Origin of the sequence: Streptomyces sp. MRC013 (genome assembly GCF_023614235.1) — a bacterium.
Classification (GTDB): domain Bacteria; phylum Actinomycetota; class Actinomycetes; order Streptomycetales; family Streptomycetaceae; genus Streptomyces.
Map to the genome: position 1 here is coordinate 1,322,360 of NZ_CP094264.1, position 16,278 is coordinate 1,338,637.

15 protein-coding genes and 1 pseudogene are annotated in these 16,278 nt (G+C 75.3%); 6 read left to right on the plus strand and 10 right to left on the minus strand.

Features of this window, described 5'->3' with window-relative positions:
* Positions 1–40: 40 nt before the first annotated feature.
* The 4 genes from LUW75_RS05795 to LUW75_RS05810 form a co-directional block, all read right to left on the minus strand.
* The gene (locus tag LUW75_RS05795) at positions 41–2,881 is read right to left on the minus strand and encodes an ATP-binding protein (RefSeq protein ID WP_250334656.1); all 2,841 of its coding nucleotides are present in this window, start codon (positions 2,879–2,881) and stop codon (positions 41–43) included.
* A gap of 413 nt (positions 2,882–3,294) precedes the next feature.
* Positions 3,295–3,618 carry an STAS domain-containing protein gene (locus tag LUW75_RS05800; protein ID WP_149181181.1) on the minus strand — a complete coding sequence of 108 codons (324 nt, stop codon included), beginning with the start codon at positions 3,616–3,618 and terminating at the stop codon, positions 3,295–3,297.
* 146 nt (positions 3,619–3,764) lie between these two features.
* The gene (locus LUW75_RS05805) at positions 3,765–4,613 is read right to left on the minus strand and encodes a 3-hydroxyacyl-CoA dehydrogenase family protein (protein ID WP_250334657.1); all 849 of its coding nucleotides are present in this window, start codon (positions 4,611–4,613) and stop codon (positions 3,765–3,767) included.
* A gap of 129 nt (positions 4,614–4,742) precedes the next feature.
* Positions 4,743–5,381, minus strand: coding sequence for a TetR/AcrR family transcriptional regulator (locus tag LUW75_RS05810; RefSeq protein WP_250334658.1), 639 nt, complete (start codon positions 5,379–5,381; stop codon positions 4,743–4,745).
* An 80-nt stretch (positions 5,382–5,461) separates the two neighbouring features.
* On the opposite strand from LUW75_RS05810, the gene LUW75_RS05815 reads away from it, so the two are divergent.
* Genes LUW75_RS05815 through LUW75_RS05825 form a run of 3 tightly spaced genes read left to right on the plus strand, consistent with a single transcriptional unit; the run spans position 5,462 to position 7,595 of the window.
* The gene (locus LUW75_RS05815) at positions 5,462–6,250 is read left to right on the plus strand and encodes an ABC transporter ATP-binding protein (RefSeq protein ID WP_250334659.1); all 789 of its coding nucleotides are present in this window, start codon (positions 5,462–5,464) and stop codon (positions 6,248–6,250) included.
* A 9-nt stretch (positions 6,251–6,259) separates the two neighbouring features.
* The gene (locus LUW75_RS05820; protein WP_250334660.1) at positions 6,260–7,009 is read left to right on the plus strand and encodes an ABC transporter permease; all 750 of its coding nucleotides are present in this window, start codon (positions 6,260–6,262) and stop codon (positions 7,007–7,009) included.
* A gap of 13 nt (positions 7,010–7,022) precedes the next feature.
* Positions 7,023–7,595 carry a cob(I)yrinic acid a,c-diamide adenosyltransferase gene (locus tag LUW75_RS05825; RefSeq protein WP_168439263.1) on the plus strand — a complete coding sequence of 191 codons (573 nt, stop codon included), beginning with the start codon at positions 7,023–7,025 and terminating at the stop codon, positions 7,593–7,595.
* A gap of 182 nt (positions 7,596–7,777) precedes the next feature.
* Here the strand turns inward: LUW75_RS05825 and LUW75_RS05830 are convergent, their stop codons facing one another.
* A complete protein-coding gene (locus LUW75_RS05830; RefSeq protein WP_250334661.1) occupies positions 7,778–8,368 on the minus strand; it encodes a hypothetical protein in 591 nt (196 codons plus the stop codon).
* 169 nt (positions 8,369–8,537) lie between these two features.
* Between LUW75_RS05830 and LUW75_RS05835 the strand changes: the two genes are divergently transcribed.
* Positions 8,538–9,701, plus strand: coding sequence for a sensor histidine kinase (locus LUW75_RS05835; RefSeq protein WP_250337564.1), 1,164 nt, complete (start codon positions 8,538–8,540; stop codon positions 9,699–9,701).
* Between the two features lie 14 nt (positions 9,702–9,715).
* Positions 9,716–10,429, plus strand: a complete 714-nt coding sequence (locus tag LUW75_RS05840; protein ID WP_250337565.1) for a response regulator — start codon at positions 9,716–9,718, stop codon at positions 10,427–10,429.
* A gap of 213 nt (positions 10,430–10,642) precedes the next feature.
* Here the strand turns inward: LUW75_RS05840 and LUW75_RS05845 are convergent, their stop codons facing one another.
* Positions 10,643–11,503 (minus strand): hypothetical protein, encoded by an 861-nt coding sequence (locus LUW75_RS05845; RefSeq protein WP_250334662.1) that lies wholly within the window; start codon positions 11,501–11,503, stop codon positions 10,643–10,645.
* Between the two features lie 321 nt (positions 11,504–11,824).
* Positions 11,825–12,620, minus strand: a pseudogene (locus LUW75_RS05850) (MBL fold metallo-hydrolase).
* An 89-nt stretch (positions 12,621–12,709) separates the two neighbouring features.
* On the opposite strand from LUW75_RS05850, the gene LUW75_RS05855 reads away from it, so the two are divergent.
* Positions 12,710–13,309, plus strand: coding sequence for a CGNR zinc finger domain-containing protein (locus LUW75_RS05855; protein ID WP_250334663.1), 600 nt, complete (start codon positions 12,710–12,712; stop codon positions 13,307–13,309).
* A gap of 320 nt (positions 13,310–13,629) precedes the next feature.
* Here the strand turns inward: LUW75_RS05855 and LUW75_RS05860 are convergent, their stop codons facing one another.
* From LUW75_RS05860 to atpD, 3 genes are all read right to left on the minus strand, one after another.
* A complete protein-coding gene (locus LUW75_RS05860) occupies positions 13,630–14,076 on the minus strand; it encodes a DUF2550 domain-containing protein (RefSeq protein ID WP_250334664.1) in 447 nt (148 codons plus the stop codon).
* Between the two features lie 159 nt (positions 14,077–14,235).
* On the minus strand, positions 14,236–14,610 hold the full coding sequence (locus tag LUW75_RS05865; protein ID WP_250334665.1) for a F0F1 ATP synthase subunit epsilon: 375 nt from the start codon (positions 14,608–14,610) through the stop codon (positions 14,236–14,238).
* 212 nt (positions 14,611–14,822) lie between these two features.
* Positions 14,823–16,277, minus strand: coding sequence for a F0F1 ATP synthase subunit beta (atpD, locus tag LUW75_RS05870; RefSeq protein ID WP_250334666.1), 1,455 nt, complete (start codon positions 16,275–16,277; stop codon positions 14,823–14,825).
* Position 16,278 lies beyond the last annotated feature (1 nt).

Below are 16,278 nucleotides of genomic sequence, written 5' to 3' on the forward strand. Positions count from 1 at the left end.
GCCGTGCGGGGCCGTCGCGCCCCGCGGGGCCGCACCCGGGTCAGGCGGCCGGACCGCCGGGGGCCGGACCGCCGGGCGCGAGGGTGCCGCTGGCGCTGGACGAGGTTCCGCTCCCCCCGGAGCCGCCGCCGCTGCCGCTGCCGCTCTCACCGGTGGTCCCGCCCGCGTCACCGCCCGGGTCGGGGCTCCCCGTGGGCGTCCCGGTCGACGGACCCGAGGGCGACGGGCTGGTCGTCGTGGACCCCGTGGGGCCGGGACCGGAGGTGGACGAACCGCCCGAGGTCGGAGAGCCCGTGGTGCCCGGGGAGGTGGTGGAACCGCCGGACGTCGTGCCGCCGCTCGCGCCGCCGGTGCCCGTACCGCCGCCGCTCGCGCCGCCGGACGTCGTGCCGCCGCCCGGCGAGGACGGGCCGGTCGCCGGTCCGGTCGGGGCGTCGTCCGTGGAGCCGGGCGAGCCGGGCCGCTCGGACGAGCCGGGGCCGTCGTCCGGCGACTCGGTGGCGGAACCGCGCGTTCCACCACCGGGCGCCCCGGTGGTGCCGCCGGTGCCGGGTGCCTCGCCGCCGGAGTCTCCGCCGCCGCCGTCGCCGGTGCCGTCGACGTCGGAGGAGTGCTCGGTGACGACCCTGTCGTCGGCGGGGTCGGCGTCGCCGCCGCCGGAGGCCGCACCGAGGGTGACGACCGTGCCGAGCACCGCCGCGAGGACGGCGCCCGCGCCGGCCGCGACGAGATTGCGCCGGGTGCCGCTGAGCAGCAGGCCCCGGGGCCCCTTGCGCGCGGGCCGCTCCCGGCCGGGGTGCGCGTGTGCCGAGGTGCCCGCGCCCGCGGCGACGGCGCCGTACGCGGCGTCGAAGTCCGCCCCGATGGAACCCTGGCCGGAGGAAGCGCCCGCACCGGGGGCGGGGCTCGCGCCGAGCCCCGCGGCGGTGCCCGTCCCGAAGCCGGTGCCGCCCGTCCGGCCGCCGGACCCGGCCGTGGGGCCGTACCCGCCTCCCGCGGCGGGGGCCGGGGCGGTGCCCGCGCCGGCCGGTGCGGACGCGGCGGGGCCGCTCGCGGCGCCCGGCTCCGCACCGGAGCCCGCGCGCCCGGGTCCGGCGCCGCCCGGGACGCCGGGGCCGGTTCCCCGGCGGCCCGTGCCGGGCGGCGGCACGGCCGGGCCGCCGTGCGGGGAGGGCCGCCGGGCGCCCCGCTCGCAGTCGGCCACCAGGGCGAGCGCGCGGCGGCCGGCGACCGTGCCGCGCTTGTCGGCGAGGGCGCCGCGCAGCGCGATGGACGCCTCCAGCTCGGCGCGCGCCCGGTCGAGACTGCCCTTGCACAGGGCGAGGACGCCCAGCTCGTGGTGGAAGTACGCCTCCTCGGCGATCTCCCCGGCGAGCCGCGCGGCGACCTGGCCGGAGCGCAGTGCCCGCTCCCAGGCCCCCCAGTGGAGGCCGGCCGCGAGGACGGGCGCCGCGCTGCGGGCGAGGAGGACGGCGGTGCTGGCGTGCCCGGCCTCCTGGCTGGAGGCGAGGGCGTGCAGCGCGGCGAGTACCGCGTCCGCCTCGGCGGCGACCCGCTCGGGGGCGACGGATGGGTGACCCACCCACCAGGCGTAGTGCTGGGCCGTGGTGTGGGCGCGGGCCGGGGCGCCCTCGCCGTAGCCGTCTGCGGTGAGCTGCTCGGCGACGCCGGGGGCCAGGCGGTGGCGCGGGCCGACCGGGGAGAGCAGGCCGCAGCGGAGGAGCTCGCCGAGCGCGGCGTCGGCGTGGGTGTCCCCGATGAGGGCGGGGAGGTGCGCCTGGTGCGGGACCTCCCCGCCGAGGGCGACGGAGAAGCGGAGGGTCTCGCGGGCGGCCTCGGAGAGCCGGGAGGCCAGCAGCGCGGCGGGGGCGGCGGCTTCGCCGAGGCTCGGCAGGGGCGCGTCGCGGACCTCGGCGGGCTCCTCCCCGGCCGGGGCCCCGTCGCCGTCCTCCGCGGGGGCGCGCAGTGCGTCGCGCTGCTGCAGCAGGGCGCCGGCCTGGACGAAGCGGAGGGGCAGGCCCTCGGACTCGAACCAGAGGTCGCCCGCCCAGTTGGCCTCCTCGTCGCTGAGGGGCCGGTCGACGGCGTGCTCGAGGAGTTCGAGGGTGCTGGACCGGTCGAGGCCGGTGAGGACCACCTCCTCGACGGAGGCGTCCGGGGAGGGCGCGGGCGTGCCCGGGGTGGCCGCGAGGAGGAACGCGCACTCGGGGGCGGCGTCGAGGAGTTCGTCGAGGGCCGCGCCGCCGAACTCCAGGTCGTCGAGGAGGACGACGGCGCCGATCTCGCGGACGAGGGCGAGCAGCCCGGCCCTGTCGGGGCGGTGGCCCGGGGCGTGGTGGACGGCCGCGAAGAGGTCGTACAGGAGGTCGCCGACGGTGTGGCGGTGGCCGGAGAGGCGGATCACACCGTCGGGCGCGAGGTCGGCGCAGTCGGCGGCGACGGCGTCGAGGAGCCGGGTGCGGCCGGAGCCGGGGGGACCGACGAGGCGGACGGAACGGCCGCGGGAGAGGAGCTGTACGAGCCGCTCGCGCTGTTCGGCGCGGTTCAGGAGCGGCGGGAGCGGGGCGGCGGGCCCCGCGGGGACGGGCGGCGCGGCGGCGCGGTCCCGGTCGGCGCGCTGCTCGGGGGTGCGGCGGGCGGGGGGTTCGGGCTGGCGGCCGGGCGGGCAGGGCTCGATCTCGCTGCCGTCGACCGGGTTGACGGTCAGGAGGAAGTCGCCGGCGACGAGCCGGGCGGTGCGGGCGGGGGCCCTGCCGGCGCCGAGCGGGGCGGGCGTGTCCTCGCGGGATGCGCGCGGGTGGCCGGCGTCGTCGCCCGGGCGGACGGCGCCGTCGGTGGTGTCGTGGCCGTGGTCGTCCGGCCGCGGGTGCATCGGGTCCATGGTGAAAGCCCCTCAAAAGCGTGGTGCGGCGAAACCCCTCCCGGCCGATCTGCACGCACGGTGTCGCTTCTGGTCCGGTGCCCGCCGTGTGGGTCCGTCGATGGGCAGACGTCCGAAACCCTAGACGCTCCGCGGGCCGCGGGAAACAGTCGGGGTGCCGGCCGCCCCAGACGTCACGGTCTTGTGAGTATGGGCGGCCGGTGCCGCCTGGGGCGTTTTGCTCCTCCGTGCGGGGCCGAACGCGCCCTCGCGGAGGGGAGCGGCGGGCGGGCCGGGGGCCCGCCCACCCGTACGGCGGGAGCGCGGCGGCGGAGGCGGCGCCCGTGCGTGCCTCCGAGGGCACCGGGCGCGCTCCCCGGACGGGGCCCGGAGCGGCGCGTGCCGCTCCGGGCGGGGCGTGCTCCCGGCGCGGCTCAGACGCGGGGGAGCGACTCCGCGGCGAGGCCGCCCTCGATGGCGAGGATGCGGTGGAGCCTGGTCGCCACCAGCAGACGCTGCATCTGGGGCGGTACGCCGCGCAGGACGAGGCGCCGGCCGCAGCGACCGGCGCGGCGGTGGGCGCCCATGATGACCCCGAGCCCGGTGGCGTCCCAGGAGTCGAGGCCGGTCAGGTCGAGCACGAGGTCGCCGGCTCCGTCGTCGACGGCCGAGTGCAGGACCGTACGGGCGTCCGCCGCGCTGCGGACGTCGAGGCGGCCCCCGACGACCAGCTCGGTGTGGTCGCCCCTGATGTGCATATGCGCTCCCCGGGAGTGCCGTTCTTGTTCCGTCACGTCTCTCTGTCTGCAGCAAGGGACCGCCGCGCCGCCCGAGCGGTTGCGCTTTGTGAGCGAACCGATACGGATTTCACCCCGAAGGGCGAACTCGGCTTGGCGGGGTGCGGTCAGTAGCTGTAGAAGCCCTGCCCGCTCTTGCGGCCGATGTCACCCGCGTCCACCATCCGGCGCATCAGCTCCGGTGCGGCGAACTTCTCGTCCTGGGACTCCGTGTAGATGTTTCCGGTGGCGTGGAGGAGGATGTCGACGCCGGTGAGGTCGGCGGTGGCGAGCGGGCCCATCGCGTGGCCGAACCCCAGCTTGCACGCGGTGTCGATGTCCTCGGCGGAGGCCACGCCGGACTCGTACAGCCTGGCAGCCTCGACGACGAGGGCGGAGATGAGGCGCGTGGTGACGAAGCCGGCGACATCGCGGTTGACAACGATGCAGGTCTTGCCGACCGACTCGGCGAACCCGCGGGCGGTGGCGAGGGTTTCGTCGCTGGTCTTGTGGCCGCGGACGAGCTCGCACAGCTGCATCATCGGGACGGGCGAGAAGAAGTGCGTGCCGACGACCCGCTCCGGGCGCTCGGTGACCGCCGCGATCTTGGTGATCGGGATGGCGGAGGTGTTGGAGGCGAGGACCGCGTCGTCCCGGACGAGCTTGTCGAGGGCGCGGAAGATCTCGTGCTTGACCTCCAGCTTCTCGAACACGGCCTCCACGACGAGGTCGGCGTCGGCGGCGGCGTCGAGGTCGGTGGTGGGGGTGATGCGGGCCAGCGCGGCCTCGGCGTCGGCGGCGTCGAGCCGCCCCTTGGAGACGAACTTGTCGTACGACGCCTTGATGCCGTCCGTGCCGCGGGTGAGGGCGGCGTCCGTGACGTCGCGCAGCACGACGTCCCAACCGGCCTGGGCCGAGACCTGCGCGATGCCGGACCCCATGAGTCCGGCGCCGATGACGGCGAGCTTCCTGGCCACGTTCAATCCCCTTCACACGCGTCCGCTTTTCGGTTCTCCGGCGGGAGGTTACTGCCCGGGAGGGTCCGCGGGGCGGTGAAGAGATGCGCGTCACGTCTCGGATGACGGACATCACATGAGAACGCTCCCTCAGGCGGGACGCGGTGCGTAGGCGAGGACCCGTTCGCCCAGGAGCGCCTCCATCTCATCGAGGAGGGCGAGGGCCTCGCGGGAGACCTCGCGGGGGTCGCGGCGCCCCGCCATCCTGGCGGAGATCCACTCCGTGAGGGCGGTATGCAGCCAGTCGAGCTGTCCGGCGACCAGGGCGGGCACGGGATCCCCGTCCGGGGCGCCGACCTCGGCGCGCAGGGTGCGCTCCAGCTCCCTCAGGCCGTCCTGCCGGATCCGCCAGAGGCGGGAGCGCAGGGTGGGCGCCTCCAGGACGACGCGCATGAAGTCGGCGTGCCCCTCGAAGAGGCCGACGGCGTAGGAGAGGGTCTCGACGGCCTCGCGCAGCTCCCGCAGCACCGCCCGGGCGGCCGACTCGCCGTCCCTGCGTCCGCGCACCCAGCGCGCGAGGCGGTCGACGGCGTCCTCCCCGCGGTCGAGGAACAGGTCCTCCTTGGCGGGGAAGTAGTTGTAGACGGTGTTGACCGAGACCTCGGCGGCCTCGGCGATCTCGGCGATCGTGACGGCGTCGAAGCCCCTCTCCAGGAAGAGGCCCGTGGCCACGTCGGAGATGTGCTGCCTGGTCCGCCTCTTCTTCCGCTCCCTGAGTCCCTCCGCCATGGCCTCATCCTACCCTTCCTGAGGTGACAGAAAATTTGGTGACGTTGCAAATTTGGGTTTCGTTCTGGTTTTCTGTAGGCATGTCAACAGCAGTCATCAGCGCCTCCGGGCTGGCCCACACCTTCCGCGGACGCGGCGGCGTCGTGGAGGCCGTCCGCGGCATCGACCTGACGGTCCGGCCGGGCGAGATCCTCGGATTCCTCGGCCCCAACGGCACCGGCAAGACCACCACCCTGCGCATGCTCACCACGCTGCTGCGCCCCACCGCCGGAACCGCGACCGTCGCCGGATGCGACCTGGCCGCCGACCCGGCCGGCGTGCGCCGCAGGATCGGCTACGTCGCCCAGTCCGGCGGCGTCGACCCGGGCGTCCCGGTGCGGGAGGAACTGGTCACCCAGGGCCGCCTCCACCGCGCGGGCAGGGCGGAAGCGGCCGACCGCGCGGCCGAACTCGCCCGCGACCTGGACCTCACCGACCTCCTCGACCGGCCCTGCGCGGCGCTGTCCGGCGGGCAGCGGCGGCGCCTGGACATCGCGCTGGGCCTCGTGCACCGGCCCGACGTGCTGTTCCTCGACGAACCCACCACCGGCCTCGACCCGGCCGGCCGCGCGGACCTGTGGCGGCTCGTGCGGCACCTGCGGGACGCCCACGGCACGACGGTCTTCTTCACCACCCATTACCTCGACGAGGCCGACGAGCTGTCCGACCGGGTCGTCGTCGCCGACCGCGGCAGGGTCGCCGCCGAGGGCACGCCCGCCGCGCTGAAGGAGCGGTACGCGGGCTCGCCGGACGCCTCGCTCCAGGAGGCGTTCCTCGCCATCACCGGGCGCGGCCCCGTGCCCGCCGACACCGCTCCGACCGCCGTCTAGGAGGACGTCTTGCTGCTCCACGACACGGCGCTGGTCTTCGGGCGGTGCGCCCGGCAGACCCTGCGCTCCCGCTTCCACATGCTCTTCGGCGCGCTGACGCCCCTGCTGTACCTGCTCTTCTTCGGTCCGCTGCTCACCCGGCTGCCGCTCGGCGGCCGGGGGGACTCCTGGCAGGTGCTCGTACCGGGGCTGCTGCTCCAGCTCGGCCTGTTCGGCGCGTCGTTCGCCGGCTTCGGGGTCGTCCTCGAGAAGCAGTGGGGGGTGGTCGAGCGGATGCGGGCCACGCCGGTGAGCCCGCTCGCCCTGCTGCTCGGCCGCGTCCTGCGGGACGCGGCGCTCTTCGTCTTCCAGGCGGTCCTGCTGGTGCTGGCGGCGCTGGCGATGGGGTTGCGCGCGCCGCTGGGCGGCGTCCTCGTCGGCTTCGCCTTCGTCGCCGCGCTGACGGTGACCCTGGCGTCCCTGTCGTACGCGCTGGCGCTGCGGGCCTCCTCCCCGCAGGAGTTCGGGCCCCTCGTCAACGCGGTGAGCATGCCGTCGATGCTGCTGTCCGGACTCATGCTGCCGATGACGCTGGCGCCCGGATGGCTCGACCTGCTGTCGCGGCTGATGCCGCTGCGCTACCTGGTGGACGCGGTGCGGTCGGCGTACGCCGGGGACTACACGAGCGCGGACATGCTGTACGGGACGCTCACCGCCGCCGTCTGCACGGCACTGGCCGTGGCGATCGGCACACGGGGCTTCCGGAGGGCCGGTACGTAACTAGGCTGGCCGCATGGTCAATCTGACGCGCATCTACACCCGCACCGGCGACAAGGGCACGACGGCGCTCGGCGACATGAGCCGCACCGCCAAGACCGACCTCCGGATCGCGGCGTACGCCGACGCGAACGAGGCGAACGCCGCGATCGGGGCCGCCATCGCCCTCGGCGACCTGCCGGAGGAGGTCGTCAAGGTCCTCGTCCGGGTGCAGAACGACCTGTTCGACGTGGGCGCGGACCTGTCGACCCCGGTGGTGGAGGACCCGCAGTACCCGCCGCTGCGGGTGGAGCAGTCGTACGTCGACAAGCTGGAGGCGGACTGCGACCGGTTCCTGGAGGGCCTGGAGAAGCTCCGCTCCTTCATCCTGCCGGGCGGCACGCCGGGCGCGGCGCTGCTGCACCAGGCGTGCACGGTGGTCCGCCGCGCGGAGCGCTCCACGTGGGCGGCGCTGGAGGTGCACGGCGAGACGATGAACGCCCTGACCGCCACGTACCTCAACCGTCTCTCCGACCTGCTGTTCATCCTGGCGCGGACGGCGAACAAGGAGGTCGGCGACATCCTGTGGGTACCCGGCGGAGAACGCTGACCCCCCACCCGCCGCCCCCGCCCGGGGCCCGGGGGATCGTCCCCCGGAAAAGCACAGCATCCTGGCGCGGACGGCGAACAAGAAGGTCGGCGACATCCTGTGGGTACCCGGCGGAGAACGCTGACCCCCCACCCGCCCGCCGCCCCCGCCCGGGGCGGCCGGGCGGGGGCGGCGGGCGGACCTCAGGCGTCCGTGCGGACGGGCTTCTCCCTCTCCCCGGGGGCCTTCCCCGGCTTCTCCCCGGGGGCCTTCTTCGGCCAGATCGCGTAGGACAGGGCGATCAGCCCGTGGATGCCCGCCGTCCGCCACGCCGCGCCCATCCAGCTCTGCAGCGGGCCGACCCGGCTCGGGTCGTCCACGTACCAGACGGCGGCCTGGAGCAGGACGGTCGCGACGACCGCGCCGACCAGGGTGCCGAGCCACACGCGGCCCTCGTGGCGGGCGCGGGCCGTGCCGTGACGGGGCGGCCCGGCCGGGCGGGGCGCGCCGCCGAGGCGGTGGGCGGCGTGGCCGTCCAGCCACTTCACGGTCCGGTGCCCGTGGCCGACGGTGTAGCCGATGTACAGCGCCGCCAGCCCGTGCCGCCAGCTCGGTTCGGCGCCGCCGCGCAGGTCGACGGCGGCCGCCACGAACAGGACGACCTCCAGGAGCGGCTCGCACAGCAGCAGCGCCACGCTCGTACGGGGCATCTTCAGCGCGTACCGCGCGGTGAGGCCCGCCGCCAGCAGCACCCAGAAACCGACCTCGCAGATCACGATCAGTGCGACAACCATGTCCTCAGCCTGCCGCCGCGGCGCGCCCAGGGCGTCGTCGCCGGTGACGAAACCGTCCTGCATCCTTCGATGTAGTCGCGGCTCGCCCCGGACGGCGACGCGGCGGGTCCGACGGGCGTGTTGGATGGGACCGTGACACCGCTCCGCCCCCCACCGCGACGACGTCCTCCTGGCCTCGACGGGCCTCGCCGTCGGCCTCCTGCTGTGGTCGCTCGGCGTGTTCAACCAGGGTGCCCACCACGCCGTCCTCGACGCGCCGGGGGCCGTCCTGCCGCCGCTGCTGGTGATGGCGTCGCTGGAGTTCCTCCGGCGCGTCCGGCCCCGCACGGCGCTGCTGGTCGGGACGGTCGCGGTCGTCGCGGACCAGTTCACGCGGGGCAACATCGCGACGATCCTGATGTTCACGGACCTCATGTACGCGGCCGTCGTGTACGGGCCGCCCGCCTCCGCCCGGCGGCTGCCGGTGACGACGGGGCTGATCACCGTCGCGGTGTCGGTCGCGTCGCTGGCCTGGTACCGCGAACCGTGGGCGCTGCTGATCGGAATCCTCACCGGCATGGTGTCGTTCGCCCCCGCCGCCACCGGCGCGGTCGTGCGCAACCACCGGCAGGCCGCCGACGCCGCCCGGCTGCGCGCCGAGCAGACGGCGCTGCTGGCGGAGATGGACCGCCGGGAGGCGGTGGTGGCGGAGCGCGCCCGGATGGCGCGGGAGCTGCACGACATGGTCGCGGGGCACCTCTCCGCGATCGCCATCCACTCGACCGCCGCGCTCTCCCTCTGCGATCCGGCCACCAGCCGGGAGGCGCTCGGCGTGATCCGGGAGAACAGCGTCGAGGGCCTGGCCGAGATGCGCCGGCTGATCTCGCTGCTCCGGGACAGCGGCGCCGACGGCGACCCCGCGCCCGCGCCGACCCTGGCCGGGCTCTCCGCCCTCGTGCGGCAGGCCGAGGCGCACGGTGCGGCGAACGGGCTGACGTTCACGCTGACCGCACCGCCGCCGGACGAGGACCTGCCCGCGCCGGTGGAGCTCGCGGCGTACCGCATCGTGCAGGAGTCGCTGACGAACGCGTTGAAGCACTCCGGCGCGGGCGGGGTGGACGTCGTGGTGGAGCACGCCGGGCACGCGCTGACGATCGAGGTGACCAGCCCGTTCGGCCGTCCGGCGGGACCGCGGGCGCCCGGGTCGGGGGCCGGGCTGGTGGGGATGCGGGAGCGGGTGGCGCTGCTCGGCGGGGAGTTCGAGGCGGGCCCCGCGGACCGGGCGGGGCACAGGACGTGGCGGGTGCGGGCGGTGCTGCCCGTGGCGGAGGACGACGGGGAGCCGGCGGCATGAGCACGGGGACGGGCATGAGCACGGGGACGGGCGGGGGCGCGGGGACGGGCGCGGCGGGCGGCGCGGTCCGCGTCCTGGTCGCGGAGGACCAGAAGTCCGTACGGGCGGGGCTCGTCCTCATCCTGCGCAGCGCTCCCGGCATCGAGGTGGTCGGCGAGGCCGGGGACGGCGAGGCGGCGGTGCGGCTGGCCCGGGAGCTGCGCCCGGACCTGGTGCTGATGGACGTCCAGATGCCGCTGCTGGACGGGGTGGAGGCGACGCGCCGGGTGGTGGCCGAGGAACTCGCGGACGTCCTGGTCCTGACCACCTTCGACCTCGACGAGTACGTCTTCGGGGCGCTGCGCGCCGGCGCCGCGGGGTTCCTGCTGAAGAACGCCGAGGCCCGCGACCTGATCGAGGCGGTGCGGACGGTGGGCCGCGGCGAGGGACTGATCGCCCCGGCGGTCACCCGGCGGCTGATCGCCGAGTTCGCGGCGGGGCGGCGGGGCGGCGCGCGGCCCGGCCGCACGGCGGAACCCGAGCCGGACCGGGGCGTGCTCGACCCGCTGACCCGACGGGAGCGCGAGGTCCTGTCGTGTCTCGGCGAAGGGCTGTCCAACGCGGAGATCGCGGTACGTCTCGACATGGCGGAGGCGACGGTGAAGACGCACGTCAGCAGGGTCCTGGGGAAGCTCGGGCTGCGCAGCCGGGTGCAGGCGGCGGTGCTCGCCCGGGAGCTGGGGGTCTGATCCGGGGCCCCCTGCGCCACGCCTCCGCGCGGCCCGTGGCGTGACGGCGCCGGGCTCGTCGGCGGTGGGCGCGGCGCGCCCGGGGCCACGGGGCGTTCGCCGGGGTCGGCCCGAACCGGGCGACGGGCGTTTCGGCCGGTGTCCGTACGCGGGCGGAGGGGCCGGACGCTCGTCGCCCGCCTCCTCGGGCGCCGTCCGCCGTCCGCCGTGCGGTCAGCGGTCCTGTTCCCGCGGGCGCTCTCCCGGGCACGGCGCCGGCGGCAGGGCCCGCCGGAGTCGGCCGTCGAGTGCGGCGGACGTCCGGGGCGGCATCGGGACGACGCCGTCCAGCAGCGAGCGGGCCCTGCGGTAGGCCGACCGTCGTTCCTCCGGCGTGCCGCCGCCGTCGAGAGCCGTGGTCAGCAGCTTCCGGGCCAGCGCGACCGTGTCGCGCTCCCGGGCCGGCAGCAGGCCGGTCCCCACCTCGTGGGCGTACCGCTGCGCCTTCTCGAAGGCGATCTCGGCCGCCGCGACCGCCTCCCGGTAGGCCGACAGGCCCGCGTGTCCGGTGCCGGCGGCCGCTGCGGCGTCGTCGGCCGCGGCCAGGGCCCGGACCAGCGATTCGGTGGTGGGTACCCGGACGTCCGTCATCGCCGGATGGTCCAGTACGGCGAAGACGTCCGACAGGTACGCCCCGTACCGTTCCCTGACCCGGTCGTGGCGAGCGCGCACGGCCTCCCCGGCCACCCGCCGGTGTTCCCGGTCGGCGGTCCGGGCGCGCCGGCGGCGGCGTACCGCCTTCGCGCGGTACGCGACGGCGGCGACCGGCGGGAGGCAGGCGAGGACGCCGGCTCCCGCCCTGAGGAGGACGGCGGCCCCGGCGGAGAGGTCCCCGTCGGTCTCGCCGAACCACAGGGCGATGAGGATGCCGAAGACGGTGGTGCCGGCGAGGCCCCCGAGCATGACGTTCCTGCCCGACTCCCGCCGTGCGCCCAGCCCCACGTCCTTGTAGCCCTGCGCGAGTTCCATGTACGAGTAGCCGAACCCGGCCGCGCCGACGCTGATGACGAAGCCGAGCCCCAGAAACGCGTCCATGTGCCGCCCCGCCCACTCCGCCGACGTCCCGGACCGACGCTACAGGCCGCCACCGGTCCACGGCGGCGACAGCCCGCTTTCCCACCCGTCTCCGCCCCTCCCGTTCCCGGGAGCCGTACGGGAGGACCGCCTCGCGCCGTCCACGGGCCGGGGAGGCTCGCGCCGCGCGGCTCCCCGGACGGGATCCCGGCAGCGGGCGGGCCCGCCGTACCGGCCCGGGCCGTGCGACCCGCCGGCAGGGGCGCTCCGGCGCGCCCCGGTGCTTCGGCCGGGACCGCCGGACCGCTCCGCCCCGGCCGGTCGCCCCGGGAGCCCGCCGGCTCAGGCGCGCCGGACCCAGTCCGGGTCCAGGCGGTCGGCCAGACCGGCGGCGGTGAAGGCGGCTTCCAGTTCCTCGCGGCCCTCGGTGAAGTGGGCCCAGCCGTCGTGGTGGACGGGGACGACGCGGCGGGCGCCGAGCATCCGGGCGGCCCGGGCGGCCCGGACGCTGTCGAGGACGATCGGCGCGCCGCCGAAGAGCTCGGGGAAGCGGGGGGGCTCCGGCGAAGAGGAGGGCGGTGTCCACCGGGGCGAAGCGCTCGGCGATCTCCCCGACCGCGTCGAGCGAGGCGTTGTCCCCGCTGACGTAGACGGTGGGCAGGTCCTCCCCCGTCAGCACGAAGCCGACGACCTGCCCGGTGATCGGCTCGGTCTCCTCGCGCGTGCCGGGGCCGTGCACGGCGGGGACGCCGGTGACGGTGACGGTCCCGCCGCCGGGACGGTCCAGCCCGACGGCCTCCCAGTCGGCCAGCCCCCGGGCTCCGCCCCCGAGGCGCCGGGCGCCGCCGGGGGTGGTGAGGGTGAGGGGGACGTCGGCGAGCAGGGCCCGGCCGGAGGCGTCGAGGTTGTCGGCGTGCTCGTCGTGCGAGAGGAGGACGACGTCGACGGGGCCGAGGTCGGCCGGGTCCGTGGTGGAGGGGGCGGTCTTGGTCAGGGTGGGGCCGAGGGTCGGGTAGTCGCCGGGACCGTCGAAGGTCGGATCGGTCAGGAAGCGCAGGCCACCGTAGTCGAAGAGGGCGGTCGGGCCGCCGAGGACGCGGACCGGGAACCGCCCGGCCGTCGCGGAGGGGGAGGACACGAGGAACACCTCACGGATTACTGATTGGTAGAACGTGAAGTGAAGGTAGTCGTTTCTCATGGATGCGCACAAGCCTTACCATGAGGTCCATGAAGGAGACCGCGGCGGAGGAAGCCGTCCTGCCGCCCGCGCGGGGCGAGGGGGAACACCCGTCCCTCGCCCTCGCCAACAGCTTCGTCACCCTGCCCGGCGGCCAGGCGGTCGACTTCCTGGAGACCCCCGCACAGGCGAACCGCTGGCTGACGCGGCACGGTCTCGCACCGATCGACGCCGGCATGCTGGAGATGTGCACGGCGCGGCTGCGCTCGCTGCGCGAGCAGACCAGGTCGCTGTTCGCCTCCCGCGCCGCGGGGCTCCCCGCCTCCCCCGCCGCCGTCGCCGCAATCAACGACTCGATGACCCGGGTCCCCACGGCCCCGCTGCTGCGGTGGGACGAGAGGGGCGGCCCCTACCGCGTGGCCCTCCACCCCACCACGGGGATCCTCGCCCACGCCCTGGCGGCCCTCGCCACCGACGCCGCCGACCTTCTCACCGGCCCCGACGCCGAGCGCCTCACCGCCTGCGGCTCCACCCCCTGCAACCGCTTCCTGCTCCGCCACGGCCGCCGCCACTGGTGCTCCACCCGCTGCGGCGACCGGGCCCGCGCCGCCCGGGCCTACGCCCGCCGCGCCCGGCCCGGGACGGAGTGACGGCTCCGCCACCCGGGACCGCGGGCCCCCGGAACACGGCTCGACGGGCGAGAACCGCCCCCGGCGCCCGGCGGGGCGCGCCCGGCGCACCCCGCGGCGGCGCACGGCGCGGCCGGCGGGACGGCCCGGGCGCGTACCGGACCGGGTTCGGGCAACCGGCCGGCCGGAGCGGGCGACGGCGGGGGACGAGGGGCTTTCGGCCGGTGGGCGCGGAGGGGCGGGGGTCCCGCCGGGCCGGGCGGCCCGCGCCCGCCCCGGGGTCCCCGCAGCCGGAACCGGCACCACCGCCCACCGGCCGGCCGGGCGGTGGTGCGGGGCGTCTAGGCCACGTTGACCCGCTGCCCGGGGGGCGCCGCCTCCAGCCAGGCGAGGAAACCGGTGAGGGCGTCCTCGCTCATGGCGAGTTCCAGGCGCGTGCCCCGGTGCAGACAGCCCAGTACGACGGAGTCCGACAGGAGTGCCAGTTCCTCCTCGCCGTCCGGCATGCGGCGGTCCAGGACCTCGATGGAGGCCCGCTCCAGGACGCGCCGCGGGCGGGGCGCGTACGAGAAGACCCGGAACCAGGCGATCCGGTCGCCGCCGTACCGGGCGACCCCGTACACCCAGCCCTTGCCGGAGGGGTCGCCCCCCTCGGGGGCGTCCCAGCGGAGACTGCAGTCGAACGTGCCGCCCGACCGCTGGATCAGCCGCCGCCGCAGGCCGAAGACGAAGAGCCCGATCACCACCAGTGCGACGACCAGTGCGCTCACCAGCAGAGCGAGGAACATCTCCACCGACCTCCTCGCTTCGTCCTGTAACCGGATACGACCTGCATCTGCATCGCCTCAGCCGCGACCCCGTCTGGAGAGAGTCCAGGCCGGGCCGCGGCTGAGGGGCCGGGCCGCCCGGTGAGGGGCGCCCGGCAGGGTTCGATCAGCGGCGACGCGCTAGTGCGCCGCCACCGCGCGCAGCCGGACTTCGGCGCGCCGCTCGGCCGCGGCGTCCGACTCCGTCTTCGCACGCTCCAGCGCACGCTCGGCGCGCTGGGTGTCGATCTCGTCCGCAAGCTCGGCGATCTCCGCGAGCAGCGACAGCTTGTTGTCCGCGAACGAGAGGAAACCGCCGTGCACGGCGGCGACGACCGTGCCCCCCTCGCTCGTACGGATGGTCACCGGGCCCGACTCCAGCACACCGAGCAGCGGCTGGTGGCCGGGCATGACGCCGATGTCGCCGGAGGTGGTGCGCGCGATGACCAGGGTGGCCTCGCCGGACCAGACACTCCGGTCCGCGGCGACCAGCTCGACGTGCAGCTCAGCGGCCAAGGGTGGCTCCTCGGGTCACCACCCGGCGGGTTGTGCCGGGTGTTGGGTCATAAGTCTAGTAGGGCCGTCGGCACCGGAGTGCCGAGGACCCGCGCCGGCCAGCGGGGCCGGGGACGGCCGCGGGGGCGGCCGGGGCCCGGGGCGGTGTGCCCCGGAGGGAGGTGCAGCGTGAGGGGGCGGGACGCGCCCGCCCCCTCACACGTCACGCGACCTCAGGAAACGCCCAGTTCCTTGGCGTTCTTCTTGAGGTCCTCGAGACCACCGCACATGAAGAAGGCCTGCTCCGGGAAGTGGTCGAACTCGCCGTCGCAGATCGCGTTGAACGCGGCGATCGACTCGTCGAGCGGGACGTCCGAACCGTCCACGCCGGTGAACTGCTTCGCCGCGTGGGTGTTCTGGGACAGGAAGCGCTCGACGCGACGGGCGCGGTGGACGACCAGCTTGTCCTCTTCGCCCAGCTCGTCGATGCCGAGGATCGCGATGATGTCCTGGAGGTCCTTGTACTTCTGCAGGATGCCCTTGACGCGCATGGCGGCGTCGTAGTGGTCCTGCGCGATGTAGCGCGGGTCCAGGATCCGGGACGTGGAGTCCAGCGGGTCCACGGCCGGGTAGATGCCCTTCTCGGAGATCGGACGGGAGAGGACCGTCGTCGCGTCGAGGTGGGCGAAGGTGGTGGCCGGCGCCGGGTCGGTCAGGTCGTCGGCGGGGACGTAGATCGCCTGCATCGAGGTGATCGAGTGACCGCGGGTCGACGTGATGCGCTCCTGGAGGAGGCCCATCTCGTCGGCCAGGTTCGGCTGGTAGCCCACCGCGGACGGCATGCGGCCGAGCAGGGTGGACACCTCGGAACCGGCCTGGGTGAACCGGAAGATGTTGTCGATGAAGAAGAGCACGTCCTGCTTCTGGACGTCGCGGAAGTACTCCGCCATCGTCAGACCGGCCAGGGCGACGCGCAGACGGGTGCCCGGGGGTTCGTCCATCTGGCCGAAGACCAGGGCGGTCTTGTCCAGGACGCCGGACTCCTCCATCTCCGCGATGAGGTCGTTGCCCTCACGGGTGCGCTCGCCGACGCCCGCGAAGACGGAGACGCCCTCGTGGAGGTTGGCGACACGCATGATCATTTCCTGGATCAGAACGGTCTTGCCGACACCGGCACCACCGAACAGACCGATCTTTCCACCCTTGACGTACGGGGTGAGGAGGTCGACGACCTTCAGGCCGGTCTCGAACATCTCGGTCTTGGACTCGAGCTGGTCGAAGGCCGGGGCCGTGCGGTGGATCGGCCAGCGCTCGGTGACCTCGGCGTTCGCCTCGGGCACGTTCAGCACCTCGCCGAGGGTGTTGAACACCTTGCCCTTGGTGAAGTCGCCGACCGGGACGGTGATGCCCTTGCCCGTGTCGGTCACCGGGGCCTGGCGGACCAGGCCGTCGGTGGGCTGCATGGAGATGGCGCGGATGATGCCGTCGCCGAGGTGCTGGGCGACCTCGAGCGTCAGCTTCTTGCGCTTGCCCTCCTCGGCCGGGTCGTCGACCTCGACCGTCAGGGCGTTGTAGATCTCCGGCATCGCGTCGACGGGGAACTCCACGTCGACGACCGGGCCGATGACCCGGGCGACGCGGCCCGTGGCCGTGCTGCCCGGGATGGCCGCCTCAACAGAGGTAGTCATA

Coding starts and splice junctions, on each gene's coding strand:
- LUW75_RS05795 (WP_250334656.1), bottom strand. CDS start 2,881: ATGGACCCGATGCACCCGCGGCCGGACGACCACGGCCACGACACCACC.
- LUW75_RS05800 (WP_149181181.1), bottom strand. CDS start 3,618: ATGCACATCAGGGGCGACCACACCGAGCTGGTCGTCGGGGGCCGCCTC.
- LUW75_RS05810 (WP_250334658.1), bottom strand. CDS start 5,381: ATGGCGGAGGGACTCAGGGAGCGGAAGAAGAGGCGGACCAGGCAGCAC.
- LUW75_RS05815 (WP_250334659.1), top strand. CDS start 5,462: ATGTCAACAGCAGTCATCAGCGCCTCCGGGCTGGCCCACACCTTCCGC.
- LUW75_RS05825 (WP_168439263.1), top strand. CDS start 7,023: ATGGTCAATCTGACGCGCATCTACACCCGCACCGGCGACAAGGGCACG.
- LUW75_RS05830 (WP_250334661.1), bottom strand. CDS start 8,368: ATGGTTGTCGCACTGATCGTGATCTGCGAGGTCGGTTTCTGGGTGCTG.
- LUW75_RS05840 (WP_250337565.1), top strand. CDS start 9,716: ATGAGCACGGGGACGGGCGGGGGCGCGGGGACGGGCGCGGCGGGCGGC.
- LUW75_RS05845 (WP_250334662.1), bottom strand. CDS start 11,503: ATGGACGCGTTTCTGGGGCTCGGCTTCGTCATCAGCGTCGGCGCGGCC.
- LUW75_RS05855 (WP_250334663.1), top strand. CDS start 12,710: ATGAAGGAGACCGCGGCGGAGGAAGCCGTCCTGCCGCCCGCGCGGGGC.
- LUW75_RS05860 (WP_250334664.1), bottom strand. CDS start 14,076: ATGTTCCTCGCTCTGCTGGTGAGCGCACTGGTCGTCGCACTGGTGGTG.
- atpD (WP_250334666.1), bottom strand. CDS start 16,277: ATGACTACCTCTGTTGAGGCGGCCATCCCGGGCAGCACGGCCACGGGC.